At 44.3% G+C, this 23,442-nt stretch carries 24 protein-coding genes; 7 read left to right on the top strand and 17 right to left on the bottom strand.

The window, feature by feature from the left end:
• Positions 1 to 2: 2 nt before the first annotated feature.
• The 4 genes from TPH_RS03995 to TPH_RS15080 all read right to left on the bottom strand — a co-directional run bounded on the left by TPH_RS03995 (position 3) and on the right by TPH_RS15080 (position 4,244).
• Complete coding sequence (locus TPH_RS03995) at positions 3 to 599, bottom strand: DDE-type integrase/transposase/recombinase (protein ID WP_015049910.1); 597 nt, start codon at positions 597 to 599, stop codon at positions 3 to 5.
• Between the two features lie 811 nt (positions 600 to 1,410).
• Positions 1,411 to 2,937: an AAA family ATPase gene (locus TPH_RS03990; RefSeq protein WP_015049908.1), complete on the bottom strand. Its 1,527-nt coding sequence runs from the start codon at positions 2,935 to 2,937 to the stop codon at positions 1,411 to 1,413.
• 26 nt (positions 2,938 to 2,963) lie between these two features.
• Positions 2,964 to 3,821, bottom strand: coding sequence for a DNA adenine methylase (locus TPH_RS03985; protein WP_015049907.1), 858 nt, complete (start codon positions 3,819 to 3,821; stop codon positions 2,964 to 2,966).
• 6 nt (positions 3,822 to 3,827) lie between these two features.
• Positions 3,828 to 4,244 carry a hypothetical protein gene (locus tag TPH_RS15080; protein WP_148275835.1) on the bottom strand — a complete coding sequence of 139 codons (417 nt, stop codon included), beginning with the start codon at positions 4,242 to 4,244 and terminating at the stop codon, positions 3,828 to 3,830.
• 132 nt (positions 4,245 to 4,376) lie between these two features.
• On the opposite strand from TPH_RS15080, the gene TPH_RS03980 reads away from it, so the two are divergent.
• On the top strand, positions 4,377 to 4,694 hold the full coding sequence (locus TPH_RS03980) for a transposase (RefSeq protein ID WP_015049906.1): 318 nt from the start codon (positions 4,377 to 4,379) through the stop codon (positions 4,692 to 4,694).
• Positions 4,695 to 4,722: 28 nt separating this feature from the next.
• Positions 4,723 to 5,622 carry an IS3 family transposase gene (locus TPH_RS03975; protein WP_015049905.1) on the top strand — a complete coding sequence of 300 codons (900 nt, stop codon included), beginning with the start codon at positions 4,723 to 4,725 and terminating at the stop codon, positions 5,620 to 5,622.
• A gap of 253 nt (positions 5,623 to 5,875) precedes the next feature.
• Here TPH_RS03975 and TPH_RS03970 read toward each other — a convergent pair whose 3' ends face one another.
• Positions 5,876 to 6,487 (bottom strand): hypothetical protein, encoded by a 612-nt coding sequence (locus TPH_RS03970; protein ID WP_148275834.1) that lies wholly within the window; start codon positions 6,485 to 6,487, stop codon positions 5,876 to 5,878.
• A gap of 9 nt (positions 6,488 to 6,496) precedes the next feature.
• Positions 6,497 to 6,853, bottom strand: coding sequence for a hypothetical protein (locus tag TPH_RS03965; protein ID WP_028991087.1), 357 nt, complete (start codon positions 6,851 to 6,853; stop codon positions 6,497 to 6,499).
• A 437-nt stretch (positions 6,854 to 7,290) separates the two neighbouring features.
• On the opposite strand from TPH_RS03965, the gene TPH_RS03960 reads away from it, so the two are divergent.
• Complete coding sequence (locus TPH_RS03960; protein WP_015049904.1) at positions 7,291 to 9,003, top strand: IS1634 family transposase; 1,713 nt, start codon at positions 7,291 to 7,293, stop codon at positions 9,001 to 9,003.
• 347 nt (positions 9,004 to 9,350) lie between these two features.
• Here TPH_RS03960 and TPH_RS03955 read toward each other — a convergent pair whose 3' ends face one another.
• The 7 genes from TPH_RS03955 to TPH_RS03930 all read right to left on the bottom strand — a co-directional run bounded on the left by TPH_RS03955 (position 9,351) and on the right by TPH_RS03930 (position 16,002).
• Complete coding sequence (locus TPH_RS03955) at positions 9,351 to 11,024, bottom strand: recombinase family protein (protein WP_015049903.1); 1,674 nt, start codon at positions 11,022 to 11,024, stop codon at positions 9,351 to 9,353.
• Entirely contained in the window at positions 11,018 to 11,893 is an 876-nt protein-coding gene (locus TPH_RS03950) for a recombinase family protein (protein ID WP_015049902.1), read from the bottom strand. The genes TPH_RS03955 and TPH_RS03950 overlap by 7 nt, the downstream gene beginning before the upstream one ends.
• 1 nt (position 11,894) lies before the next feature.
• Complete coding sequence (locus TPH_RS03945) at positions 11,895 to 13,505, bottom strand: recombinase family protein (protein WP_015049901.1); 1,611 nt, start codon at positions 13,503 to 13,505, stop codon at positions 11,895 to 11,897.
• Positions 13,506 to 13,577: 72 nt separating this feature from the next.
• Complete coding sequence (locus tag TPH_RS15540; RefSeq protein ID WP_015049900.1) at positions 13,578 to 13,739, bottom strand: hypothetical protein; 162 nt, start codon at positions 13,737 to 13,739, stop codon at positions 13,578 to 13,580.
• 13 nt (positions 13,740 to 13,752) lie between these two features.
• The gene (locus TPH_RS03940) at positions 13,753 to 14,142 is read right to left on the bottom strand and encodes a recombinase family protein (RefSeq protein WP_015049899.1); all 390 of its coding nucleotides are present in this window, start codon (positions 14,140 to 14,142) and stop codon (positions 13,753 to 13,755) included.
• A 587-nt stretch (positions 14,143 to 14,729) separates the two neighbouring features.
• Complete coding sequence (locus tag TPH_RS03935; protein WP_015049898.1) at positions 14,730 to 15,134, bottom strand: RNA polymerase sigma factor; 405 nt, start codon at positions 15,132 to 15,134, stop codon at positions 14,730 to 14,732.
• 322 nt (positions 15,135 to 15,456) lie between these two features.
• Positions 15,457 to 16,002: a hypothetical protein gene (locus tag TPH_RS03930; protein WP_015049897.1), complete on the bottom strand. Its 546-nt coding sequence runs from the start codon at positions 16,000 to 16,002 to the stop codon at positions 15,457 to 15,459.
• Between the two features lie 148 nt (positions 16,003 to 16,150).
• On the opposite strand from TPH_RS03930, the gene TPH_RS03925 reads away from it, so the two are divergent.
• Both TPH_RS03925 and TPH_RS03920 read left to right on the top strand, forming a co-directional pair.
• Positions 16,151 to 16,600, top strand: coding sequence for a helix-turn-helix domain-containing protein (locus tag TPH_RS03925; protein ID WP_015049896.1), 450 nt, complete (start codon positions 16,151 to 16,153; stop codon positions 16,598 to 16,600).
• A 16-nt stretch (positions 16,601 to 16,616) separates the two neighbouring features.
• Entirely contained in the window at positions 16,617 to 17,126 is a 510-nt protein-coding gene (locus TPH_RS03920; protein ID WP_028991090.1) for an ImmA/IrrE family metallo-endopeptidase, read from the top strand.
• A 165-nt stretch (positions 17,127 to 17,291) separates the two neighbouring features.
• On the opposite strand, the gene TPH_RS03915 is transcribed toward TPH_RS03920, so the two are convergent.
• From TPH_RS03915 to TPH_RS03900, 4 genes are all read right to left on the bottom strand, one after another.
• Positions 17,292 to 18,953, bottom strand: a complete 1,662-nt coding sequence (locus tag TPH_RS03915; protein ID WP_015049894.1) for a GGDEF domain-containing response regulator — start codon at positions 18,951 to 18,953, stop codon at positions 17,292 to 17,294.
• A gap of 306 nt (positions 18,954 to 19,259) precedes the next feature.
• Positions 19,260 to 19,505: a hypothetical protein gene (locus tag TPH_RS03910; RefSeq protein WP_015049893.1), complete on the bottom strand. Its 246-nt coding sequence runs from the start codon at positions 19,503 to 19,505 to the stop codon at positions 19,260 to 19,262.
• 28 nt (positions 19,506 to 19,533) lie between these two features.
• Entirely contained in the window at positions 19,534 to 20,889 is a 1,356-nt protein-coding gene (locus TPH_RS03905) for a glycosyltransferase family 2 protein (RefSeq protein WP_015049892.1), read from the bottom strand.
• Positions 20,890 to 21,283: 394 nt separating this feature from the next.
• On the bottom strand, positions 21,284 to 21,727 hold the full coding sequence (locus TPH_RS03900) for a hypothetical protein (protein WP_015049890.1): 444 nt from the start codon (positions 21,725 to 21,727) through the stop codon (positions 21,284 to 21,286).
• Between the two features lie 229 nt (positions 21,728 to 21,956).
• On the opposite strand from TPH_RS03900, the gene TPH_RS03895 reads away from it, so the two are divergent.
• Together TPH_RS03895 and TPH_RS03890 are read left to right on the top strand one after the other, a co-directional pair.
• Complete coding sequence (locus tag TPH_RS03895; protein ID WP_015049889.1) at positions 21,957 to 22,361, top strand: HTH domain-containing protein; 405 nt, start codon at positions 21,957 to 21,959, stop codon at positions 22,359 to 22,361.
• Positions 22,358 to 23,311, top strand: coding sequence for an IS3 family transposase (locus TPH_RS03890; RefSeq protein ID WP_015049888.1), 954 nt, complete (start codon positions 22,358 to 22,360; stop codon positions 23,309 to 23,311). The genes TPH_RS03895 and TPH_RS03890 overlap by 4 nt, the downstream gene beginning before the upstream one ends.
• Positions 23,312 to 23,442 lie beyond the last annotated feature (131 nt).

Genomic DNA, 23,442 nt, shown 5'->3' with positions numbered 1-23,442 from the left:
TATTACCAAATATTAGGCTTAGCAACAGTATTAATTTTCTTCACCAGTACAAACCCGTTCTCCGCACTCAACACATCGGGGACTTCTGCGGGCGACATCACTATGACGTTGCTCCCGGCGTAGTTCATGAGCCAGTATGAAGTCGCCGCACCCGCGGTATCCCTCTCCTTGTACAGGACGATCACCCCGTCCGTTTTCGGAGCCCGGAAAGCGATCTTAAGGTTTCCTTGGTTGTCGTAAATCAGCCGTTTGGGTACCCCGCCGAAAAATTCAAATGCTCTGATATGCCCTTCGATGAACGCTTCCCGGCGCTGGCTCGGAAACGCCATTACAAATGGCATGGCGCTGTGGCAGAGCCGCATACAGATAAGATTTGCTTTGATTTTCTCTCCGTTCAGGTAGATGATGGCTTCTCCCCAGTCTACCTGAGCCGCTTCTCCTGGCTCGAAGAATAGGGGTATGTAAACATCCCGGAGGGAAGGGCGCAACTGCCCAACCAACCGGCGAATTGTGGATTCCGCTCCTGCATACCTAAGCTCTTCCTGGAGCCGCTTAAAGATCCTGCCGTTAAGTTTTCCTATAGACCACCATGCCGCCATCGGCGGCACCAACAGAGGAACGAAAAAAGGGTTTATCCTTATCGGCGCAGCGACCTGACGGAGGTTGTTACTCGCCCTTGACGAAGGAGCATAGCGAGCAGCCGAATCGAGATAGGATGTCGAGATAGGCGACTCAGCGCCAGGGAAGGCGCATAGGAGCCGGTCGGCTGCTTATCTATCGACGAGTCTTAGGGCGAGTTAAACCAAAAGATCCGGGAGCAAGCGCAAGGATAAACCGAAACGTATTTTCATGGCAGCTATTTCTTTCACACCCCGCCGTACGCACTCAGCAATGAAGTGAAACGTGGCTATGTGCAGTAAGTGCTCCACCTGTCTCATCTCCTGGTGCGCAATCTGCTTCCACCTCTGGGAGTTCTGTTGGAGGTTCGCCCGTACCTCCTGCCAGTACCGCCTTACGGCCTTGGCCAGCCTACCGGAGTAGAGTACAGTCCCATCGTCAAAGACGCAGGGACTGTGGACACCGTTTGTCGCATGTGCCCACCCTCCCCACTGACTCCATGCAGCCCTGGCTCACTGGCTCACTGCCCGTGTACGCCCTGCTCCACTTTCCAGGGCCACAAAAAAACCCCGGGCACTTTCACCTGTTTTGCCCGGGGATTTTGTTACTCACTTTGTTACTCTCTTGTTACTGTCCTTGCGGAGAACCCCAGAAATTACGGAGGTCTTACGGAGACGAACCCCGCCCTTCCTCTTATTTACAGAACCCGCAAACCCTTGATTTTCAAGGCTTTTCACTCAATTTTTGGCAAGTTAGGTAAAAAAAGATGCCACTGTATTATTGATAAAAACATCAAATGGTTGGTATGGATCTTCGTTTTGCTATTTCATTATATACTCGGACAAATTGAACACGAAAATCTTCTGCCTGTTCAGGATGATGTTCCAACCAGCACTTAAAGATATTGTTTCCCCCACGTCCCCAAAACTTTTTCTGATTATTAAACCAAGCCTTCATTTTATTCCTGTCATCGTAGCGCCCACTTGTCTGCTTTGATAGTTCTTTTTCGAAGACTTGCTTTGTATATCCTAAATCATTTTTCCAAAAATCATGATCAGGCGGAAGTTCTTCCAGCAACTGACGAAAAACATTTTCCGGGTTAGCATTGCCAGGCAAACATAAAACATTGTGAGATGCTTTAGGAGGCTTCTTATCACCATCTAAAATGATTATACTATTATTAAATTCGGGTATATTTTTCTCTGCAAGAGAACTCAAAAAATTGCCGCCAAATGTCGCATCACAAAAATTAAGATATTTAGTCTTTTGAGGCCCAAGCAGTCTTTTTATAAACCAAGAAGCTTCTACATCTTCACAATATAGGTTGATTTTTGGAATTGGTGAAGGTGAAATAGTAGCCATGTTCAAATCGCTCCTAATGCGTTGCATTTGAGGCGCTACTATTAAATCTAGCTTTCCGTAAACATTGGTAAAATACAGCACCTCTGTATCATTATTATTATGCTGTCTTTTCTCTATAATATGCTCTAAAGTATACAAAGAATGTGTTGTAAATACAAATTGTAAATTGTACTTTCCCGCAAGCTTATAAAACAGATCCACCAGATTTGTTTGTGCTGCAGGAAACAAGGTTGCATCAAGCTCATCAATCAAAAGAATTCCACCTTTGTATCCTTCACCAAGTTTTGTTTTCAGACGGTCAAAGGATATGATTGCGCCTAAAATTTGGCCAATATTGTCTTGTCCAGCAGAATTAGCAAAGTAATCATATTTTTCTGAGTTTACTGCTAGAGTATCCTTTTGCAGCTTAGAGGTAATCTGGATAGGAGATACTTTCTCCTGCGGAAAAAAGATCTCTTTGTACCACTTATTAAACATCTCTATTTCAGTTTGAGTAAGAGTAGGTATTGACTCAGTAATTTCTCTCAATTCACCAATTGGGTATGTCCGCTTGAGTCCAAGATATATTACCGGATAATCTAAATTTCCATCACCTTTTCCTCTGGTTTTTCCTACAACCAAACGGATATGTGACGTATCACTTGAAGCACGCTTATATGATTTTATATATTCAACATTTTTGCCAAACAGAGATGAATCATAAAACTCAATCTGATATTCATGTTCCCCTGGCAAGTCATAAGTCTTTGAAAATTTAAAGATATCGGAGAACTTGGTTGAAAAAGGTTTGTTAAAAATGGTTCTTTCGCTTTTTAATCCAAAGGGTTGCCCTATCATTCCCAATAATGTTGATTTGCATGTGGCATTTTGTCCGGCAATAACCGTAACCTTTTTCCCCAAGGGAATAGTCAATTTTTTCATTGCTCTAAACCGTTCTACATACAAAGATTTTATCATCTTTATGTATCCCTTGCTTTCCGTGCTTATTCTATAGTAACTGCTGAATATTTTCCTTCTGGAATAATAAAGTTATTGCTGAAGGCCAACATTTCGCTGCCTTTCACTTTCTGGGATGCAGTATAGCTTAATGTCAGTAATCTTTTTTCAACGTTACGATACATCTCTACAATTTGGGGTGTATAATCATATGTCAGCATCCATTTGCAATTCAATTGTTGAATGTATCGAGCTAATTTTTCGTGATCCTCATGTGTATAATGATTCACATAGAGTGCAGAACCCTGATTGTAATAGGGGGGATCGAAATAAATCAAAGTGTGTTCGTCAATATTGGGAAGAATATCATTAACAAATGCAATTGAATCTGCACAATGCAGAGAAATTCTATCCCGATATAAGGCGATCTTTCTAATTCTTTGAATTAGGTCTACCTTGTTAAATCTTACATCCATTTTCCAATCACCCGATTGGTCTTTACCTCCAATAACTCCACCTTTAATAATGCCAGATCGATTAGTTCTATTTAAAAAGAAAGTCGAGAACGCTAAATCTAAAAGCTCAGCATGTTCTTTATTTAATTGGATAGCTTTCTGCCTTTCCCATTCTTCCATCGTAATTCCAGTTTGTTCAATTCTATCACATAGTTCATCTGTACGGTTTATTACGCAATGCCAAAATGAATAAATTGATCTATCGATATCGTTAATCACTATTTGATTTACATATTCATTAAATAACAAATAAAGCGCTACGCTTGCGCCCCCTGCAAATGGTTCAACATACGTTCCACCTTGTATATCATTCAGAATAACCGCATCTCTAACAAATCCAGCCAGTTTTCGCTTGCCTCCCGGATAGCGTAGTGGCGAATAATGCTGCATAATAAGTCACCTCCATATCTGTTCAATAAATGGCCATATGTCATCCCATGCGGATTTTAAATCTGTTGAAGACGGAGTTACGTCTTTGTTATGTACATATGAGTGAAAAGTTCTTACAGAGTGAGTCTGATTTTCACTTGCAGTCATCTGCCTTATGGCTCTGAGTTCGTGCTTAGTCATAATTTTGTTAATTTCGAAATAAGACGCAACTGCATCTATTTTGTGAGATAACTTACTATCCACACTCAATTTAGAATCAGCAAGGCCTTTTCTTGTGATGAAACAATCTACACTCAATTCTATAAACACTCTAAAAAGAACAGCCACGGCATTAGGATAATCATCAATAACAAGAGATTTCAGCTCATTAAAAATCTTTAATATCCTTGCATGTGTAATGGTTAGTTTATGGTGAGAAGGCACAAGGGTCTTTCTGTTTACATGATAACTAGACGCCTTCTTCTGATTATTATCTTTATTCGCTATTTAGCCCCCTAACGAGATTGGACAGTTAGACCACAATCTGTTACAGTTAAGTAAGGGGGTATGATTTAGTTGAACAGAAAACAATATTCACCAGAGATGAAAATGCAGATCGTGAAAGAAACCCTGGAAACGGGCAATGCCTCGATCGTGGCCAGAAGACATGATATTGCACCCAGCCTGGTCGCCCGCTGGGCAAGGTGCTATAAAAGATACGGCACATTTTACCCGCAAAAGGAGGTACCAGGAACAAACGGCTCCTGTATTCCTCCTGATTACAAGAAGATAACAAAGGAGAATGAACAACTAAAGAAACTGCTGGGCGAAAAAGACCTGGAAATCGCCATTCTTCGTGATTTGTTAAAAAAACGAACCTACCCTTCCCGATAAAATAGCCGTGGCGCAAAAATGGATCTCTTTGGGATATAAAGTCTCCCTGGTTTTGCGGATTATCGGGATCAGCCGTTCCACGTATTACGCTAATTTAAAGCGCCAACCCAAACCCAGGATCTTTGCCGGCGGCCGGCCTAAATCCCATTATACCTTCACCAGCGATAACAAGGTGGTGAGCAACGAACAGGTCAAAGAATGGTTGTGCGAATTAATTACCGCCGAAGGGTTTGCCTATGGATACTTAAAATTAACCCACTGCCTGCGCCGGAAGTTTCACCTGATCATTAACAAGAAAAAGGTGTACCGGCTTTGCAAGGAACTGGATATCTTAAGGCCGCAGCGGAAAATAAAGCGCAAACATCCCCGCCGGCTGGCCAGGAACCGGGTCATTACGGCTTCCAACCAGCTCTGGGAAGCCGATCTTAAATACGGCTACATTGCCGGGGAAGACAGATTCTTTTTCATTATGCCGATTATTGACGTTTTTGACCGTTGCATTGTAGCTTACCATATCGGTTTGTCCTGTGAAGCGAAGGATGCTGTAATCACCTTTAAAAACGCTCTTTTTAAACGGCAATTATACACAGCTGAACAAAAACCAATCTTCAGATCCGATAACGGGCCGCAGTTTATCAGCAACCTTTTCGAGGGGACGTGCCTGGAACTTGGCATCGAGCACGAAAGGATTCCCTTTAAAACACCCAATTTAAACGCTCATATCGAGTCATTTAACGCTATCTTGGAGGAGGAATGCCTATCGCGTCATGAGTTTGCCAGCTATGCCGAAGCGTATGCAACGGTTGTCGACTTTATCCGCTTTTACAACGAAACCCGGATTCATTCAGCAACTAAATACTTACCACCGCTGGAATGCTATCAACTGCTGAAAAACAACCAGGTAGAGTTAAAACCAGTAAAAGTTTAACATGTTCTTTGGTGGGCCCTGGAGGTCTTTGGGCGGCGCCGTCAGGGAAGCCTTGACGGCCGGGGACCCCGGAGATGGTAAAATGTGTTTTCCGACGGGGCGTGCACACCTTGCCTACATGTTCCCCGGAGCCACCCCGTCGGTAGTTCCTGGCCTACCACCTGCGGGGTGGCAGTCAAGGCCGCCGCCTTCCGACTAAACAATTCAATGATACTTTATGAAATAGTTAGCAATAAAGACTAATTGTCCAATTTTAGGGGGTCAAGCCGTTCGAAGCTGCGTTGGTCGTAGATGAAGACTGCTGCTCTCCATTTGTTACACCATTTGCAGAATAATCCCCATTTGATAGTTTGGGTGTATGATAGCCTGTGTTATTGGTATCCCCCATAGTATCACTATTCTCGGAGTTTTGTCTATCAGCAATTGCACTATCCTCCTGTTTGAGCCGCTCCTTCAATGATTCTATGTATTTAATACGATCCTTTTTCAGGTATATAGTCCCTACATTAAGGTCTTCATAAACCAAATCGTTAAGTACCATTAGTAAAAACGGATTAATACCATTTATTAGTTGAAGCTTATTATCAACAATCTCAAGTCCCAAAAGATTTCGAATGTCAGGATCTCCTATAAGACGGTCAAAATTCGTTTTCTTAATATCTCCTAATCTATCCTTTATATATTGGGGAACAGCTTCCATGCGTCGTAAATCATCCAAAAAAGTCAATCTCATGTCTGGCTTTCCTTCGGCAATCGCACGAAAACGGCTTGTTTGCTGACCATCCCAGCTTACAGTGCCAGCACCTTCATTTTGGCCTGTATGCTTTAAGCGAACCCATTCGTTAATTTCGTCTTCGCTCTCCAAAACAACACATTAAATATTTTCCAATAGATCTTTATCAATAGTCAAACTTAATTGTTGAAATTCTTTCTTTAGTTTTGGAAAGTCAGATGGAATTAAGGATGGCTCATTTACTAACTTTAAAGCTGTCACGCGCCGATTACCCTCACGTACTACCCATTGTTTTTTATAGGGTTTCACAAGAATAAGATCGCTGGGATTAAGTCCATAAAGAGATATATGTCTGGCTAACACGACCAACTTATCCTGTTGGTCACGAATCATAGCATCAATTGCTTCCGATTGATGTTCTACAGGATTAAAACGCGGATTGCTAGGATTAAGCAATAGATTGGTAATATTTATTTTTTTGTAAATTGGATTACTCATATCTAAACGTCTCCTTATCCTTTCTTCCGGGTTTTCCTCTTATCATCTGGTTTTTTCGCATCAGCGGGTATAGCCCATGCATTACCCAGCCGAAACGCTCCATCTATTCTGTTTTCAGAACATAATACTTGTACACGCCGGTCTGACAGTCCCCATTTTTGAGCAGCAGCTTTCACACTTATGTATGCACTCATGCCAGACACCCCATTTTACCATAATTATCTAAATTATATTATATGCGGAGATGCGAATAAATGCAATGGCTTATTCACTTTAATTAGAATAAACTCGGGTCTTTGACAGTTGAATAAGTATCGAAATCGTTAAAAGCCTTGAAAACAGGGCTTTTTTTATAAAAAAAAGTCAAATTTAGCCATGGAAATATTGCGTAATTTAGCGTAATGTGTTACAATAAAAGGGATGGGAGGGATTTTACTATGAGATTATGCGTATCTAGATCGAAGAATGCCGCATCCCTGTACATAACAAAATCTATATACGAAAACGGAAGACGTTCTACAAAGGTGGTTGAAAAGCTCGGTACTTATGCTGAACTTAAGGAGAAACTTGGTGGTCAGGATCCCATTGAATGGGCGAAAAAATATATAGAAGAGCTTAACCAAAAAGAAAAGGAGGAAAACCGGGAGATCATCGTCAAATACTCCCCATCCAAGGTAATTGCAAAGGGTGAGCAGCACTTTTTCAACGGCGGTTATCTTTTTCTTCAAAAGATATACCATGAACTTAAACTCAATAAGCTTTGCAAGGAAATATCTTTGAAATACAAATTCACGTTCAACCTGGACTCGGTACTTTCAAGACTTCTTTATGCAAGAATCATCTATCCCTCTTCAAAACTTGCAACCTTTCAACTTTCCACAAAATTTATCGAGCAACCTGATTTTGAACTCCAGCATATATACAGGGCCCTTGAGGTCATTGCCAAGGAGACTGATTTGATACAGTCTTACCTGTACAAAAATAGTCTGAGAATTTCCAAGAGGAATACAGGTGTGCTATATTACGACTGCACGAATTACTTCTTTGAAATCGAACAGGAAGAGGGATTGAAACAATATGGTGTTTCAAAAGAACATAGACCAAACCCTATCGTACAGATGGGGCTTTTTATGGACGGAGATGGTGTCCCCCTTGCTTTTGTCATTAACAAAGGGAATACCAATGAGCAGTTGACTTTAAAGCCTCTGGAGGAAAAAATTCTATCCGACTTTAATCTTTCCAGGTTTATTGTATGTACTGATGCAGGCCTGGCATCCGATAGCAACAGGAAATTCAATAATAAAGGTGAACGGGCATTTATTACAACACAGTCCATCAAAAAGCTGAAAGCACACCTGAGGGAATGGGCCCTTGACCCAAAGGGCTGGTCTCTGGCTGATGACGGTAGAACCTACAACATTGCTGAACTAGACGAAAACAAAGATAGGGACAAGGTGTTCCATAAAGAACGCTGGATAAAGGAAAACGGGTTAGAACAGAAACTCATTGTTACCTACTCTATTAAATATCGTGATTATCAGAGAAATATACGAAACTCCCAGATAGAACGGGCACAAAAAGCAATTGATTCCAACCCTGGTAAAATAGAAAGATATGGCCCAAATGATTACAAAAGATTCATAGAAAAAAGCCACTGCACTGCTGAAGGAGAGGTTGCCGAACATGAAATATACCGCATCGACACCAAACTCATTTCAAAAGAAGCGCTATTTGACGGTTTCTATGCTGTGTGTACGAATCTTGAAGATGATGCTTCTTCAATCATCAATGTGAATAGAAGGCGATGGGAAATCGAAGAGTGCTTCCGGATTATGAAAAGCGAATTTAAAGCAAGACCGGTATACTTAAGCCGGGATGATAGAATAATAGCTCATTTTACGACCTGCTTCATTTCCTTAGTCATCTATAGACTCCTTGAAAAGAAGCTGAACGGAAAATATACATGTTATGAAATCATTAATGGATTAAGAGATATGAATTTCTTGGAAGTAAAGGGCGAGGGTTACATACCTGCTTACACAAGAACTGACTTTACAGATGATATTCACGAAGCATTTGGTTTCCGTACGGATTATCAGATTGTCAGCAAAAGCCAGATGAAAAAAATTTTTAAATGTACAAAAGCATAAATACATTACTCACTTTTTAATGAGAAAACAAAAGCTTGGGTCTCTCTATCTTCAAGGGTTCCCAAGCTTCTTCTTTTCTTCAACTGTCAAATGTGAGATTATATGCGGAGATGCGAATAAATGCAATGGCTTATTCACTTTAATTAGAATAAACTCGACAAATAACTTCTAAAAATTCACATGCTTCACAGCTATAAAACTATTATCTAAGTAATCGACAATCCAATCTATTCTACATAAATAGTTCCGGAGCACTCAACTTAACCAAGCAGAAAAACTTGTATCATTCATATTCAGCTTATTTCGATGGAAATAGCGGAGCTGCTTTGCTCCGCTAAATGGTTTTATTATTTGCTATACATCGGGATATCCTGTATCGTGAGCGGTTGTTCCATCGTAATGCCGCCTTTAAAAATAAAGAGCAGCTTATCTTCATTCACCACCTTGATGGTGTCGATAAACTGCCGCACAATGTTGTTGCTGTATTCCGTTATTTCAAAGGGGGCGTCTTCCAGCGCCTTGCAGATGTCATCCATCTGCCTGGCGAGTTCATCCGGACCGTTTTGCTCCGCCTGGTATTGCTCCAGTGTTTTCTGCAGGGATTTGATTTCCTCCGAAATTTCTCTGAACTTGTCCTCGTAGCTTTCGGCGTTTCCCGCCTTTGCCGCGACCGCCACCAACTCCATCATGCTGTCCTGCAGCTCGCGGATGCGGTTTTCGATTGCGTATGGATTGGTCGCGCCGCTGCTTTTTTCAGAAAGCGTGATTTTCAGATTGGTTTTAAGGATACCGATGAGCCGTTCCCGATTGCTCATCATGGCGTTGATGGCTTTCAGCACCGCCGCCTGAAGCCTTTCTTCATCGACGGTGGGGGAGCTTTTGCAGTATTTCGTGCCGTAGTCCAACCGGCTGATGCACCGCCACACGATCTTTTTCTTGCCCCGCTTTGACCAGGTCACCCGCTTGTAGGGAGTACCGCAGTTGCCGCAGATGAGAAGCTCGGTCAGGGCGTACCTTCCGCTGTATTTGGACTGTCCGGTTTTGCTGGTCTTGTCGGATACCTTCCGCTTTCCGGCACGGCGGGCGATTTCCGCTTGCACTTTCTCAAAAAGCGTACGGTCGATGATCGCCTCATGGTGGTTTTGAACCAGGTATTTGGGTAGCTCGCCGTTATTTTTCCTCGTTTTCTTGCTGATGCAGTTTTCCACGAAGGTCTTTTGCAGGAGGGCGTCGCCGCAGTATTTCTCGTTCCGGAGCATATACTGCAGGGCGCCGACGGACCATTGGGGCTTTCCTTCCGCCGCAACGATGCCTTCCGCTTCCAGCATCCGCTTGATATCAGGCACGCTGCTTCCGGCAAGATAGCTTTGAAATATCCGCCGCACTACAGCCGCCTGTTCGGGGACCACCCTGGGCTTATCATTCTCGCCCCGTTCGTATCCGTAGATTCTTGAATACTGGAAGGATACCTTTCCGCTTTTAAAGGCCTGGCGTTTGCCCCAGCGGACGTTCTGGCTGATTGACTCGCTCTGCGCCTGGGCGAAGCCTGCCAGCATGGTGATAATAATTTCGGTGTCCGCTTTCATGGTGTTGATGTTTTCGTTTTCAAAAATGACCGCTATCCCCAGCTCCTTGAGTTCCCGGATGTAGTTCAGGCAGTCTACCGTGTTTCTCGCAAACCGGCTGATAGACTTGGTCAGTATGATATCAATCTTGCCCTTCCTGCACAGACGGATCATTCTCAGAAAGTTGGTGCGCTTTTTTACCGACGTCCCCGTGATGCCTTCGTCTGCGAATATGCCTGCCAGCGTCCATTCGGGGTTGCTCATGATCTTGTCGGTATAGTAAGCCACCTGCGCCTCGTAGCTGGTGAGCTGTTCCTCCTGGTCGGTGGAGACCCTGCAGTATGCGGCGGCGCGAAGCTGCCGGGGGAAGGTCCTGTTTTGGGCTACGAGGGGATTGGCGGGGATGATGATAATTTGCTTTTCTTGCGGTTGTAAATCGCTTTGTGCCATCAGCATGGTATTGCTCTCCTTTCCGGCCTGTTTTCAAGGCTCTGTCCGTTTTTTAACTTCAGGGAGACCGTTCCGTCCGGCTGGATGACGACCGCGTCCACGGCGCATTCGAACAGCTCCGCATCAAACTGTGTTAGGAGTTTACGACTTTCAAAGGCCGCTTTGATTTCCCGCGCCTTTTGCGGCAGAAGACTGTCCGTGCAGCTCTCGTATTGGGCGGCGGCGCGGGCTATGATCAGGATTCTGGCGTATTCCTCGTCGCAGTCCGTCTTGTCCAGTTCCCGGTTGATCTCGTTGGTCAGCCTTGTGATTTCGAGGTCATGGCATCGGCTTACAATGTCCGGGATTTCGATACGCTGCGGATTTTCAACGGCAAGGTTCAGCAGGGAGATGATCTGCCCGGTCAGCAGGGTGTCGGTGATTTTTGTCGTGGGGCGGCACCCGGTATTTTTGCATTTCCATTTCTCCCCGGTCCGGTTGTCCAGAATCCTTTCATAGGGGCTTCCGCATTCTCCGCAAAATACTTTCCTTTTCAGGGCTGTAATCTTCGGAGCCGTATGTATATCCTTGCGGGTATATTTTGCCTGCTGGAGCAGGGCGGACTGTCTGAACTCGTCCTCCGTGACCAGTTTGGGATATCCGTCCTGTCCGGTATATTTCCGGTTTTGCAGGATGCGTCCCACCATATTCTTGTTCCAGCGGGAGCCTTCGCTGTAGGGCTGCCCCGCTTTTTCCAGCATGGCGGCGATCCGGCTGTAGGACTCGCCGGATATGTATTGCCGGAAGATCAGCCGCACCATTTCCGCTTCCCTGTCATGAGGTACGATGACTCCTTCAGAAAGCCGGTATCCGAATGGGATGTATCGGTTTTTCATGCTACCGCACCGTCCTTTCTATGGGTTCGGCAAGCTCCAGACCGTTTATCAGCTTGAATTTCAGCCGTTCGCCGGACTCGGCGGTGACCAGCTCCACTATACTGTCAAAGAGCGTTTCGTCAAAACCGCTCAGACGCTCCGGTCCGTCCTCCAGGATTTCGATCAGGCTCCTGGTTTCGGTGATGGCGCTGTCGTCCTCATCCTTTTCCATCAGCTTGTTTTTCTCTGCTTTTAAGGCGCGGATTTTTCTGCTCAGCTCGTCGGTTTGGGATATAAAAAGAGCGGAATCGATGATGCCTTTGGACTTCAGTCCGTTCAGCACATGATTCCGCTCAGTGAGTTCCGCGATCTGCCTGTTCAGCTCGACCACTTGCAGATTGCTTAAGTTTCGGTGTCGCTTGAGCGCCTGCAGTTGATCCAACATGGGGGATAAAATTTTGTCATAGTTCAGCTTCAGCTTGTGGTACAGCCGGAGGAATGCTCCGTAGATCTCCGGCTCCGGAATTTGGGTAACGGTGCAGTTAGATTTGCCTTTGTTGTGGTTGTGGCATACCCAGTAGGTTTTTCCGTTGCAGGTTTTCCTTTTGAAAAGCGACCCGCACTCTCCGCATCGAATCCTTTTGCTCAGCGGATACATCGAGCGTTTCGACATGGTAGGGATATTCCTGCTTTGGTTCAACTCCTGCGCCCTTTCAAAAATATCGCGGGAGATAATTGCGGGATGCGAGTATTTGACATAGTATTTGTCCTTCTCGCCTTTGTTGCGCTTTTTCTGGAACGGCAGGACGGCGGTGGTGTACCGTTTTTGCAGCAGGGCGTCGCCTGCATACCGTTCATTTTTCAGGAGATAGTCTATCGTACTGTAGTGCCACCTGTCTTTTCCGTCCCTTGTGGGGACGCCCTGCGCAGTCAGTTCATCTGCGATTTCGTCCTTGCTTTTTCCGTTCAGATAGCTGTTGAAAACATAGCGAACGATTTCAGCTTCCTGCTCATGGATTTGCAGGGTGCCGCTCTGCAGCCGGTATCCGAGGGGCGCTTTGCAGGTAATGAATGTGCCGTTTTTCATGCGGTGCTGATAGCTCCACCGCATGTTTCCCGATATGGACATGGACTCCTGCTGGGCGTTGCCGGAGAAAAAGGTCAGCAGCATCTCGTTGCTGATTTCTCCGGTATCGATGTGTTCCTTTTCAAAATAAATTGTCACGCCAAGGGATTTGAGTTCCCGGATGGTTTCCAGGCACTCCCTTGTGTTCCGGGAAAACCGCGAGATGGATTTGGTCAGGATTCGGTCGATTTTCCCTTTGCGGCAGTCGCGGAGAAGGCGCTGAAAATCCTCCCGCTTATCCATCCGCAGTCCTGTGACGCCCTCGTCGGCATAAATGTCGACGAGTTCCCAATTCTCGTTTTCCCGGATCAGCGTGGTGTAATGGTTCACCTGCGCCGCGAAGGAGTTCAGCTGGTCGTCGGAGTCGCTGCTGACACGGGCGTATGCCGCGATGCGCAGCTTGTCTTTTTTGACCTGAACGGTCGGATTGATTACAATAACCCTGGGAGCTTCCAGTTGAAGCTCTCCCGCCAATGCTCCGCCAACAATATTCTGGCTTGTTTTCACGGCTTTTCGCCTCCTTTCTTGTCAACAACATACACTACCACACAACCGGCGCCATAGCTATACCCAATAGCGCTAAACAATGAAGATGGAGGCTCCCAATTGTTCGGCAATACGCGAGGCGGTTTTCCTGCCGTCCTCGGCGGTGATCTTACCGGTGGAAACCAGCCAGTTCAAGGCATTGAGAATCCCGATATAGTCGGCGTTGGCGCTGATTCTTTCGGCAGATTCGTTCATACCAGCTTCCTCCTTATTCCATTCTCATGGCGGCAAGGCCACCATACATTTCCTCAAGCCGCGTCAGCTTGATTTCACCCTCCAGCGGGGAATAGAGTCCGATTCCAAGCTGGTCCAGTCCCCGGATGAAATCCATTGTTTTCACGGTGTCCCTGCCCAGGCGGGAGAGATTTACAATAAGCAGCACATCCATCTTGCCTTCAGCCGCGGCCTCGATTACCTCGGTAAGGCCGTTTCTGGCAAAATTCAGGCCGCTGCCGGTGTCCTGGGAGACTCCGACCACTTCAAACCCCATCTGCTCGGCGTAGTCCGCGAGTTCTTTCTGCTGCCCTTTGAGGCGGCCATGCTCGTCTTCTGGAGCGTCGATGCGGCAGTAAAGCCATGCCCTCTTGCTTTGATTCATGATTTTCATCCCTCCTGTTAATTTGAATTGATGTTTGATGCCAAAAGGATGCGGCAGGGCTTTGACGGCTCTGCCGCATAGTTTTTGGTATCAAAAGAAGGCGGTCGCGCCTGTTCTTCGTTTTCGTTTTGGCGCTTAATTCGGCACTGCTCCCCAAGCGCCAATGGCAGCGGCGCAAACTATCCGCGGTCAGCGGATATCACAGGAATTCCACCTCCCCGAGAACCTCCGGGCCGCACTCTGGGACCTAACCTCGACTATGCGGGAGTATCATTATAGGCCGTTCAGGTCAACGCGATACAGTCCACCACAGACTGTTTTATGGCCAGGCATTTCTCGCTCGTCGCCTTTGATGCTATCGTTTTTACGGATAGGCTTGACCGATCCGCAGGCAGTCTACGCGTGCTTGCCAATGTCGCTTTCCGTTTCCGGCTGAACGGCTAACGTATTTGAGCCGCTGGATATGGGACCGGTTATGAGACTCGCAAGCGAGCCTTTGCCGGTAATTTTTCAAAGAGCAATAAGGGATAAAAAATACCCCTTCACTTTTTAAGCCGAAAAAATGAAGGGGTGGACGAAACAAATTTTTATTTTTCAATGATTTTTTTAAGTTTGCTGATAATGCTGTTTTTGCGAGACTGCAAAGTTGTTCTTGGGAGCTTCATTGAATCTGCAAGCTCTCTTTCGCTTTTGCCATTAAAGAACAGTTCGTTAATTATTAACCGCTCGCAATCTGTCAATTCTTCAAGCGCCAGCATCAATTTCTCAAGCATGATTTTTTCAATAATAACGTCTTCAACAAGAAGTTGCGGATCACACATTTTCTGCTCGATAGGATAGTCCAGCTCGACTAGCTGGTCATAAGAAAGATTGTTCTTTATGCTGATTTCCTCTATGTACCTTTCACGTCTTCTCATCTTGTAATAGGCGGTATATATTTCCTTGCTTACAGTAACAATTTCATTTTTCACTCTTATTTTGTATTCTTTCATCTTTCCTTCCCTCCGTTTTGCTTTGTTTGCGGGCCTTAGCAAAACAGAGGAAATCAAGGATACCGGATGTAGTACCAAAACAAACGCTTCACGGATGTCCCCTTTCCGGCATCAAAAAAGGGCCGCACGGTTTTCCGTGCGACCCTTTTTTTGCTGCCTATGTGCAATTTAGGACGGGTTTCAGGGCATTAAAAAAACCCTCGATTCATGGCCGTATAAGCCTGAAATCGAGGGCTTTAAAGTATGCAGTTACCCATCATAATTATCGTAACACCCTGGCAGTTCATATTCAGTACTTGTTATGTAGGTATTTTGTCCTTTATCAGTTCGTATTTAGTTCACATTCCGTTTGCCATATATCCCTTAAAGCAGGTATCACATATCCCCATATGGCAATGCCCATCAAATTTATTGCTTCCTTTTTTCTTTTATAAAAGGTTGTCCTCTCACAATTGAGAGATTCAATAATTTCCTTTTCCGAATACCTGTATTTTACAATGTACTGCTTGTAAAGGATATTGAAATACAAGTCCCCATAATCAGGATAATTCTTTATTTTTAACAATGCCTTGTCCACAATTTCAATAAGCCACTTGCTTTTCAATAATGAGCACAGCTTTTCTTCAAGGTCTTTCTTATTGATATTGGGGTCATAGTCATCCAGGTAATCCAAGGCTTCAGCCAGACGACTGCCTCCCATGGCATAATACTCTGCTTCAATCTCGCATACCCTGTCTTCAATACACCAAACCACATCCCGGTATATTTTCAGCAACAATTTTGTTTTATGATATACCTGCTCTTCATCAATATGCATGGAAGCCAATCCTCGTTTCAACACAGCTAACGCCATTTTTTCAGAACTCATCTGTTTTCACCTCTTTTCAAAATTATTGACATATTTTTTGTTCTCTTGTATTATAATATGTGAACAATATTTTTGTCAATAAATTTGTTCTCTTAATGCATAACTAGTGAACAATATAGCCATAATATTACCGGAGGTGTCTTATCAAATGCAGTTTGGCGAAAAAATTAGATTATTGCGCAAAAGGGCAGGCATTTCTCAGAAAGATTTTGCAGAGCAGCTTGGAATTACAAGACGGGCTTTGGTCTATTATGAAAACGGAGAGCGTTTTCCACGGGAGGCAGGACTAATTGATAAAATCGCCGGTTTCTTTAACGTATCTTCAGATTTCCTGACAGACGATAGTGAAAGCATTGCATTGACCAAGGAAGAAATATTTCTTGAGGAAGCAAAAGCAGAAGATAAGTTGAGAGGAAAAAGCGAAGCAAAAAAATTCATTGAAACTACAAAATGTTTATTTGCCGGCGGAGAATTATCAGATGAAGATAAAGATGCGCTTTTTGAAGTATTAACCGAAATATACTTTGACTCAAAGAAAAAAGCCAAAAAGTATGGTGTCCGTAAGAATAAAGGCAGCAAAAATACACCAACTGATTAGCTGCGGGGTGAAAAGTATGGAATTTATTTTACGAGAAGCCGAGAGGTTGATCCAAAAGCATAAAACCCGAAACCCTTTTGAAATTGCCGATTGTCTTAATATTAATGTTCTCTACAGGCCGCTCGGCAAGCTTAAAGGGATTTACATATACACAAGGCGAAGCCGATATATCTGCATTAACAATGATTTGGACAGTCCTGCCAAACGATTAGTATGTGCTCACGAAATTGGCCATGACCGCTTCCACAGGCACTTGGCCATAATGAACCCCCAGGCCCAGGAGCTTATCAGCTATGATATGTCATCAAAGCCAGAAAGGGAAGCAAACATTTTCGCCGCTGAAGTCCTCTTGCCTGATGATGAGGTTATTAGATTGATAAATGATACGGAAATGAATTTTTTCAGAGCCGCAAGGGAACTTTATGTACCACCGGAATTAATGGATTTCAAATTTCAGATATTGAAAAGCAGAGGCTACAGGCTTGAAGCTCCATTAAATGCGACAGGAGATTTCCTGAAAAAATAGCACCCCGAAACATCACATGTTTTAAGAGATGTACGGGGTGCTTTTGCTTTGTTTATGCTATCGACAACTATTTTATAAGATATTTTGAGAGTGTATATAATTTTGTTCCCTTTAAGCATTGTAAAAGTAAACCCCGGGTTACCTCAGGGTCGATAATTCCTATAGCTATTCACATTGATTCATATAACGCACGCAATTCCTGCCGGCAGCCTTTGCCTCATACATCATGTTGTCTGCCTTATTCACCAATGAATCAACACTATCACCCGGACAATAACCGGCAACTCCGAAACTGGCAGTCACACGACCCACGCCCTGTATATCCATCCGGCTTAAACTTTCCCGCAATTCTTCCGCTAAACGGGCCGCATTTTCCACCGGTGTATCCGGCAACAGCAGGACAAATTCCTCCCCGCCCCAGCGGGCCAGGGTATCTATTTTGCGGATCCTGTTCTTAATCATTTCTGCCATGCTTTTAAGAACTAAATCTCCGACGTTATGGCCAAAACGGTCATTGATGCTCTTAAACCGGTCTATGTCCAGCATGATCAGGGAAAACTTATTTCCGTTCCGCTTGGCGCGCTCTATTTCTTCTTCCAGTTTTTGCATAAAAAATCGGCGGTTATAGCAGTTTGTCAAGCAATCAGTAACAGATAGACAGCGCAATTCCTTTTCCATTCTCTTGTGTTTGGTAACATCTGTAGCATAATGAAGGTAGACATCCTCTCCCAACGGGATCCACCATGTATCCCATATGTTGCCTGCCAGCTCCACTTCGCTGTTTATCGGTTCATTTCTGTCCAAGGCTTCGTCTCCGCGGCAGAAGTAGCATTTGGTGCCGGGCAGTGGTGAGCCGTTTTTTTCAAATGCCTCCCTGTATTCATCCGGCAGGTTTCCCCCGCCAAGGACTCTTTCCCAGCAATAATCACCGACTTTTGACCCAAATAATGACGCCGCCGCTTTATTCTGCGCCAGAATACGGCGCTCCCTTGATACCAGCCAGGCCGGACTGGGAATGCCCTGCAGCATCAGGCGACACAGCTCCTCTTTGCGCCTTTTTTCCTCTTCCAATTGTTTTATTTCGGTCAGGTTAGCCACCAGTGCCATGCATAATTTTTCTCCCCCATAATCGAAAAGCTGTAAATTTATTTCCACAGGATACAGGGAACCGTCCTTCCGGCGGTGCACTGTTTTAAATAGGACCTGCTCCTGTTCCCCACTGACCAGAGGGACAAGGAGTTCCCTGAAACTCTGCAGGTCAAGTTCGGGCTTGAGGTCAAGGGGTGTCATGGTGTTCAGTTCTTCGATTGTATATCCCAGGTTTTTTCTGGCAGCGCGGTTTACAGCAACAAATTTTAAGGACTTAGGATGAAAAATATAGAGTTCATTCAGGGAGTTTTCAAAAAGCCGCTCAAACATTCTGGCATGGGTATTTGCTTCATGAAGTTTCAAAGCCATTTCCACTGTGGATAGCAATGCAGCTTTGTCCGTGTCTTTTAGCACGAACCCATAAGCCTTAACCTCTTTTATTTTATCAATAATTTTCCCGGATGTGTTGGCAGTTAGAAATACAACGGGAATATCCCGGGATTTCATTATCCTGCGGGCCGCATCTATTCCGTCCATTTCCCCCGCCAATTCGATATCCATGAGAACCAGGTCCGGCGGAAAGCCGCCGCTTATCTTTTGCACCGCTTCTTCTCCTGTAATGGCAGTCTCCGTCTCATATCCGTTTTTATTCAAAAACTCCGCTACAACCATGGCAGTTAAGCGGCTGTCTTCCACTAGTAGTATCTTTTTCCTTTTTTGCATATTCTCTACTTGCAATTTTTATCGCCTCTCAGACTGTTGATTTTTACCGTTTTCTCCTTAATCTATTAATTTTGGCTGCTTTCCTCTGATTAAACATTTGTTTTATTTTATCATTCATTTTTATTCCGCATCCCCATTTTTCTCAAATTTAACTGTCCTGAAAATACGGTTTTTATCCTTATGTTGATGCCGCTTCAGCGACATATATATGGTTTTCCAGCGGGAACCCAGATAAGATGCACTGTACGTCTTCAGCGAACTTTTGACATCCAGGCGTTTTTAAATGTGGTCAGCAGTTGCCCGGGTGTTGAGTAAACTGCGTTACTCCATGGTTTGGGCTTTAAGCCTTCTCCTGTTCCGCATCATCTTGGTCTTTTTTATATACTCCTTTGATGCTCTGACAGCTATCTCATTTGCCTTGGCAAACAGGCCATTTCGTTTGTTTACCCTATAGACACTGCTTTCTGAGATGCTGAATTTGCCCATGACGGTTATGGTGTAGGCATGTTCTCTCGGTGTCAGGTCAGGTATCTGCAGGACATATCGTAAAATGTTCAGCGTCAGCAAAAATTGGGCCCTCAATCTCCGTCTGTATTTATTTCCATTTTCGCCGCAGCATCAGTATTTCCTGGCAATAACCGATGACAGACATAGGACTCATCAACATCTGATACAACAGAACATAAAGAACAAATCCTAAACGGTTGCGCCGAATCCGTAAATCAAGTTTTCTAAACACGTTGCGTTGATAGCTATAGAGTATATAGTTTTGAAGCAGGGCAAGGGGAACGACAAACAAGGTCGCGGGTCCCACTATCCAGTATTTACCGAAGAAAGCCAGGATCAGCCCTGGCATCCAACAAAAGGTGTAAACAAGATCTAAATAGGGCATGATCAGGTTAATACCTGTCAGGTATTTGACATATTTAACCGGCTGCTGCCAGGGCTTAAATAGCTTTAGGGCTTCAATCATCCCCCGTGCCCAGCGGCTTCTCTGACGCAGCAGGTGTTTCAACGTCACGGGAACTTCAGTAAAGGCTACGGCTAATGGTTCAAAAAAAACTTTTTTCTCACTGTTTAAGAACTTCCAGGTCAAGACGATGTCTTCACCAATGGCATCAGGCCAGCCACCGGCCTCCCGCAATGCTTCCGCCCTGTACAGAGAATAGGCTCCTTGTGCAACCAAGGTACCCTGATACAAGCCCTGCATGCGCTTGATACTGGCAATGCCTAAAAAGTAGTCCCATTCCTGAAGGCGGGTCAACAGATTTTCCCTGCTGTTTCTGACCAGCACCGCCCCGGCTACCGCGCATACTTCTCTGGGAGCAGATTTAATGCGGGAAACCAAATAACGGATTGCCGATTTGTGCAGTAGGGTATCGGCATCCAGGGTAACTGCATACTCGGTATTTACATGTTCCAGTGCTTTATTTAACGCATTGTACTTTCCAGGCTTTTCTTCAAATAAGACTTGTATGTCAATTCCGAGGTCTTCTCCCGCCTTTTGGGCCGTTTCTGCTGTTTTGTCTATAGACGCATTGTCCACCACAATGACCCGGATCAATCCTTGATAATCCTGACCCTTGATATAGCGAAGTGTATGGCCGATGCTTTTTTCTTCGTTGCGGCAGGCAATGATGATGGTGACCGGGTCTGTAGGGTTAGTAGTCTTAAACTGAGGCTGCCGATCGAACAGTAGGCTTACCGCTATAAACATATTAATATATCCGGGGATGTATCCTATACCGGCAATCAGGATAAAAGCAAGGGGTTTGCCAATGAGGGCACCGAGGTCGTTCAACCAGGGAACGGATACAATGATTGAGAAAAGTAACCATAGCAAAGCCGCACCATGCCCAATCCAAAACTTTTTGGTTACCTCAATATAACGGCGCTTTTTAATGATGGTTTTAATTGGCCATTGTCCCAGCGGCACATTGGGCATTTCCATACGGTCAAACTACCCCCTTTCTGCCTTCTTTGATTGGCATGTAGCAACAAGTTTGCTGTCTGCTACATTTTTTCTTCTGCCTATTTGCCCTTATCCTGTTTTTCTGGTGAACTGGCAAAATACAAGGACGTTCGATGGTGGATTTCCGCTGTATCAGCAAAGCCGACAAATTATTTTTGAATAATGAGCAAATCTTCCCCAAATACTGCAGGTTCATTTGCCAGCCACTCCTGCAGATATCCCTTAAAATATCTATTTATATAAACTATGTGGCTATGACCGTATCTCAGTCTTAAAATAGAATTATACTATTTTTTTTTTTTTTTTCAACGAGTTTCTTTATTTTTCTTTATTTTTCTTTATATTTATTGTTAATTTTACATCATATGACTTTTTATAAAACCTCTCTCACCTGAATATAATGACCCCCCGCCTTCAATACAAACACCACCTCTACCAGCGATACTACCCTAATCTGTTCCACCAGCGCTGCAAATAAATCCTCATCAAATGCCTTTACCACATCACGCTCTCTCAGCATCCTTTCAATCTCCCAAACCCTCGAAAGGGTGTCTTTGCGCATTAACTCCGCCTGCGTAAAAGCCGAATGCTGCTGTCTGAGTTCATCCATCTCCCAGGTTAAATCGGGCATGGTTTTTGGTATTTGTCCCTGTGATTCCCTCGTCGGCATATATATGCATACTCCCAATCCAGGCGCTTTTAGATATAATCGCACGTAATAGGCAACCTGTGTCTCGTAGCTGGAAAGCTGTTTTTCGGTGTCAGTGCTCACACGGCAGTAGGGAGGAAACAGATCCAATTCCTTATAAAAACCCATAAAGCCTTGCTGCGCAAGGCTTTATGGGTTTTTCTTTTAAGCGATACTAAAATGTACCCTATAGATTAGACAGTAGCGGTTTTCAGAACCCCTCAGTTTCGGACAAGTATGTTTTCAAAATCCTTGTCTCTGGACAGAAGAGCTTTTGAAACCCTTAATTTCGGACACAAGAGTTTTGACTCCAATTCAGACAGGTACTAGAATTTATTATATGAATTGGAGGAGAAACATGGCTAACAAAAAATTTACCGAAGAGGAAATGAACCATCTGCGTTCAAGTTCGTATGTTTTGGGGGTATCTCCAAATATTGTGCATTTTTCAGCTGAATTTAAAAAGAAATTCTGGGAAGCTATTATTGCAGGAAAAACACCGCGAAATATTGTTATGAATCTAGGTATTGATCCAGATATCCTTGGAGAGACTCGTTTAAATGGACTTAAAGGGATGATTCGAAATGAAGTTAAGGCCGGTAATGGATTTCGTGATTTAGATACCTACAATAAATATCTGGATGGTTATATAACCCCAGAAGCTAGGATTAAATATCTTGAACAACAATTAGCATACAAGGACCAAGAGATAGAGTTTCTAAAAAAAATTGTATCTTTAAGCCGGGAGGATTCGGAATCATGAATGTTCCCGCATCTGCCAAGTATGCAATCATTCGTGAGATGACCCAGCGAGACAACAACTTGCTGAATATTAGCTGGCTGTGCGCTGCTGCCGGTGTTTCGCGGTCCGGATACTACCATTACCTTCAAACGGAAGGACTCAGACGACAACGTGAAGAACAAGATCAAAAGGATTTCCTAATAATTCTGGAAGCTTACCAGTTTCGTGGTTACAACAAAGGAGCCCGCGGTATTTACATGCGGCTTCTTCATATGGATCCTCCGGTGCACATGAACATTAAAAAGATCCGGCGCTTGATGAACAAATATGGACTTTTCTGTCCTATTCGCAAAGCAAATCCGTACCGGAGAATGGCCAAAGCACTAAAAACCGGCAATGTCGCCCCCAACCTGCTGAACCGGGAATTTGAAACACACGGCCCCCGTGCTGTTCTGCTGACAGATATTACCTACATCATTAATGGGAAGGCGCCACGATGCTATATGTCTACTATCATCGACGCCTGTACAAAAGAGTTGCTCGCTTGGGTCTTAAGCGAATCTCTCGAAATCGATTTTGTTCTGGAAACCGTGAACCAGCTCGTTGAGAATCATGGTATCTCTTTGACAACCGAGACCCTGATTAATTCGGATCAAGGGGCACACTATACAAGTATAAAGTTTATCCAGCTGATAAAGGACAGTGAACTGAGGCAATCCATGTCCCGAAAGGCAAACTGTTGGGATAACGCTCCGCAGGAATCCTTTTACGGTCACATGAAAGATGAAATTGACATTTCTCAGTGCACAACGTTTGAAGAAATTCACCAAGTAATCAGCGACTGGACTGATTATTACAACAACGAGCGATACCAATGGGATTTGGCAAGATTAGCTCCAAGGGAGTATTACAGGTATCTTGAAACAGGAGAATACCCTTTAACAATACCAAAGGCAAAAGGTAAAGATTGAAGGTGGGGCTCTGCCCCACACCCCGAGGTTTTTCGCTTTTGTTTCCAGGGAGGCAATGCTTGCCTGCAATAAAAAGAAGCGATGCTGATGCGCAACGCCTCCCTTGTAAACCCACACGGGCTCTCGGGACG

This window comes from Thermacetogenium phaeum DSM 12270 (assembly GCF_000305935.1).
GTDB classification, from domain to species: domain Bacteria; phylum Bacillota; class DSM-12270; order Thermacetogeniales; family Thermacetogeniaceae; genus Thermacetogenium; species Thermacetogenium phaeum.
The sequence above is the reverse complement of the archived record's forward strand: the minus strand, read 5'-3'. Positions and strand labels throughout refer to the sequence as shown.

What these genes read in the sequence shown, in the direction of transcription:
- TPH_RS03960 (WP_015049904.1), top strand. Translation starts at nt 7,291, where the DNA reads ATGAGATTATGCGTATCTAGATCGAAGAATGCCGCATCCCTGTACATA.
- TPH_RS03900 (WP_015049890.1), bottom strand. Translation starts at nt 21,727, where the DNA reads ATGGGTTTTTATAAGGAATTGGATCTGTTTCCTCCCTACTGCCGTGTG.
- TPH_RS15540 (WP_015049900.1), bottom strand. Translation starts at nt 13,739, where the DNA reads ATGAACGAATCTGCCGAAAGAATCAGCGCCAACGCCGACTATATCGGG.
- TPH_RS03930 (WP_015049897.1), bottom strand. Translation starts at nt 16,002, where the DNA reads ATGAGTTCTGAAAAAATGGCGTTAGCTGTGTTGAAACGAGGATTGGCT.
- TPH_RS03935 (WP_015049898.1), bottom strand. Translation starts at nt 15,134, where the DNA reads ATGAAAGAATACAAAATAAGAGTGAAAAATGAAATTGTTACTGTAAGC.
- TPH_RS03990 (WP_015049908.1), bottom strand. Translation starts at nt 2,937, where the DNA reads ATGATAAAATCTTTGTATGTAGAACGGTTTAGAGCAATGAAAAAATTG.
- TPH_RS03950 (WP_015049902.1), bottom strand. Translation starts at nt 11,893, where the DNA reads ATGAAAAACCGATACATCCCATTCGGATACCGGCTTTCTGAAGGAGTC.
- TPH_RS03895 (WP_015049889.1), top strand. Translation starts at nt 21,957, where the DNA reads ATGGCTAACAAAAAATTTACCGAAGAGGAAATGAACCATCTGCGTTCA.
- TPH_RS03890 (WP_015049888.1), top strand. Translation starts at nt 22,358, where the DNA reads ATGAATGTTCCCGCATCTGCCAAGTATGCAATCATTCGTGAGATGACC.
- TPH_RS03965 (WP_028991087.1), bottom strand. Translation starts at nt 6,853, where the DNA reads ATGAGTAATCCAATTTACAAAAAAATAAATATTACCAATCTATTGCTT.
- TPH_RS03940 (WP_015049899.1), bottom strand. Translation starts at nt 14,142, where the DNA reads ATGAATCAAAGCAAGAGGGCATGGCTTTACTGCCGCATCGACGCTCCA.
- TPH_RS03985 (WP_015049907.1), bottom strand. Translation starts at nt 3,821, where the DNA reads ATGCAGCATTATTCGCCACTACGCTATCCGGGAGGCAAGCGAAAACTG.
- TPH_RS03920 (WP_028991090.1), top strand. Translation starts at nt 16,617, where the DNA reads ATGGAATTTATTTTACGAGAAGCCGAGAGGTTGATCCAAAAGCATAAA.
- TPH_RS03995 (WP_015049910.1), bottom strand. Translation starts at nt 599, where the DNA reads ATGGCGGCATGGTGGTCTATAGGAAAACTTAACGGCAGGATCTTTAAG.
- TPH_RS03905 (WP_015049892.1), bottom strand. Translation starts at nt 20,889, where the DNA reads ATGGAAATGCCCAATGTGCCGCTGGGACAATGGCCAATTAAAACCATC.
- TPH_RS03955 (WP_015049903.1), bottom strand. Translation starts at nt 11,024, where the DNA reads ATGCTGATGGCACAAAGCGATTTACAACCGCAAGAAAAGCAAATTATC.
- TPH_RS03925 (WP_015049896.1), top strand. Translation starts at nt 16,151, where the DNA reads ATGCAGTTTGGCGAAAAAATTAGATTATTGCGCAAAAGGGCAGGCATT.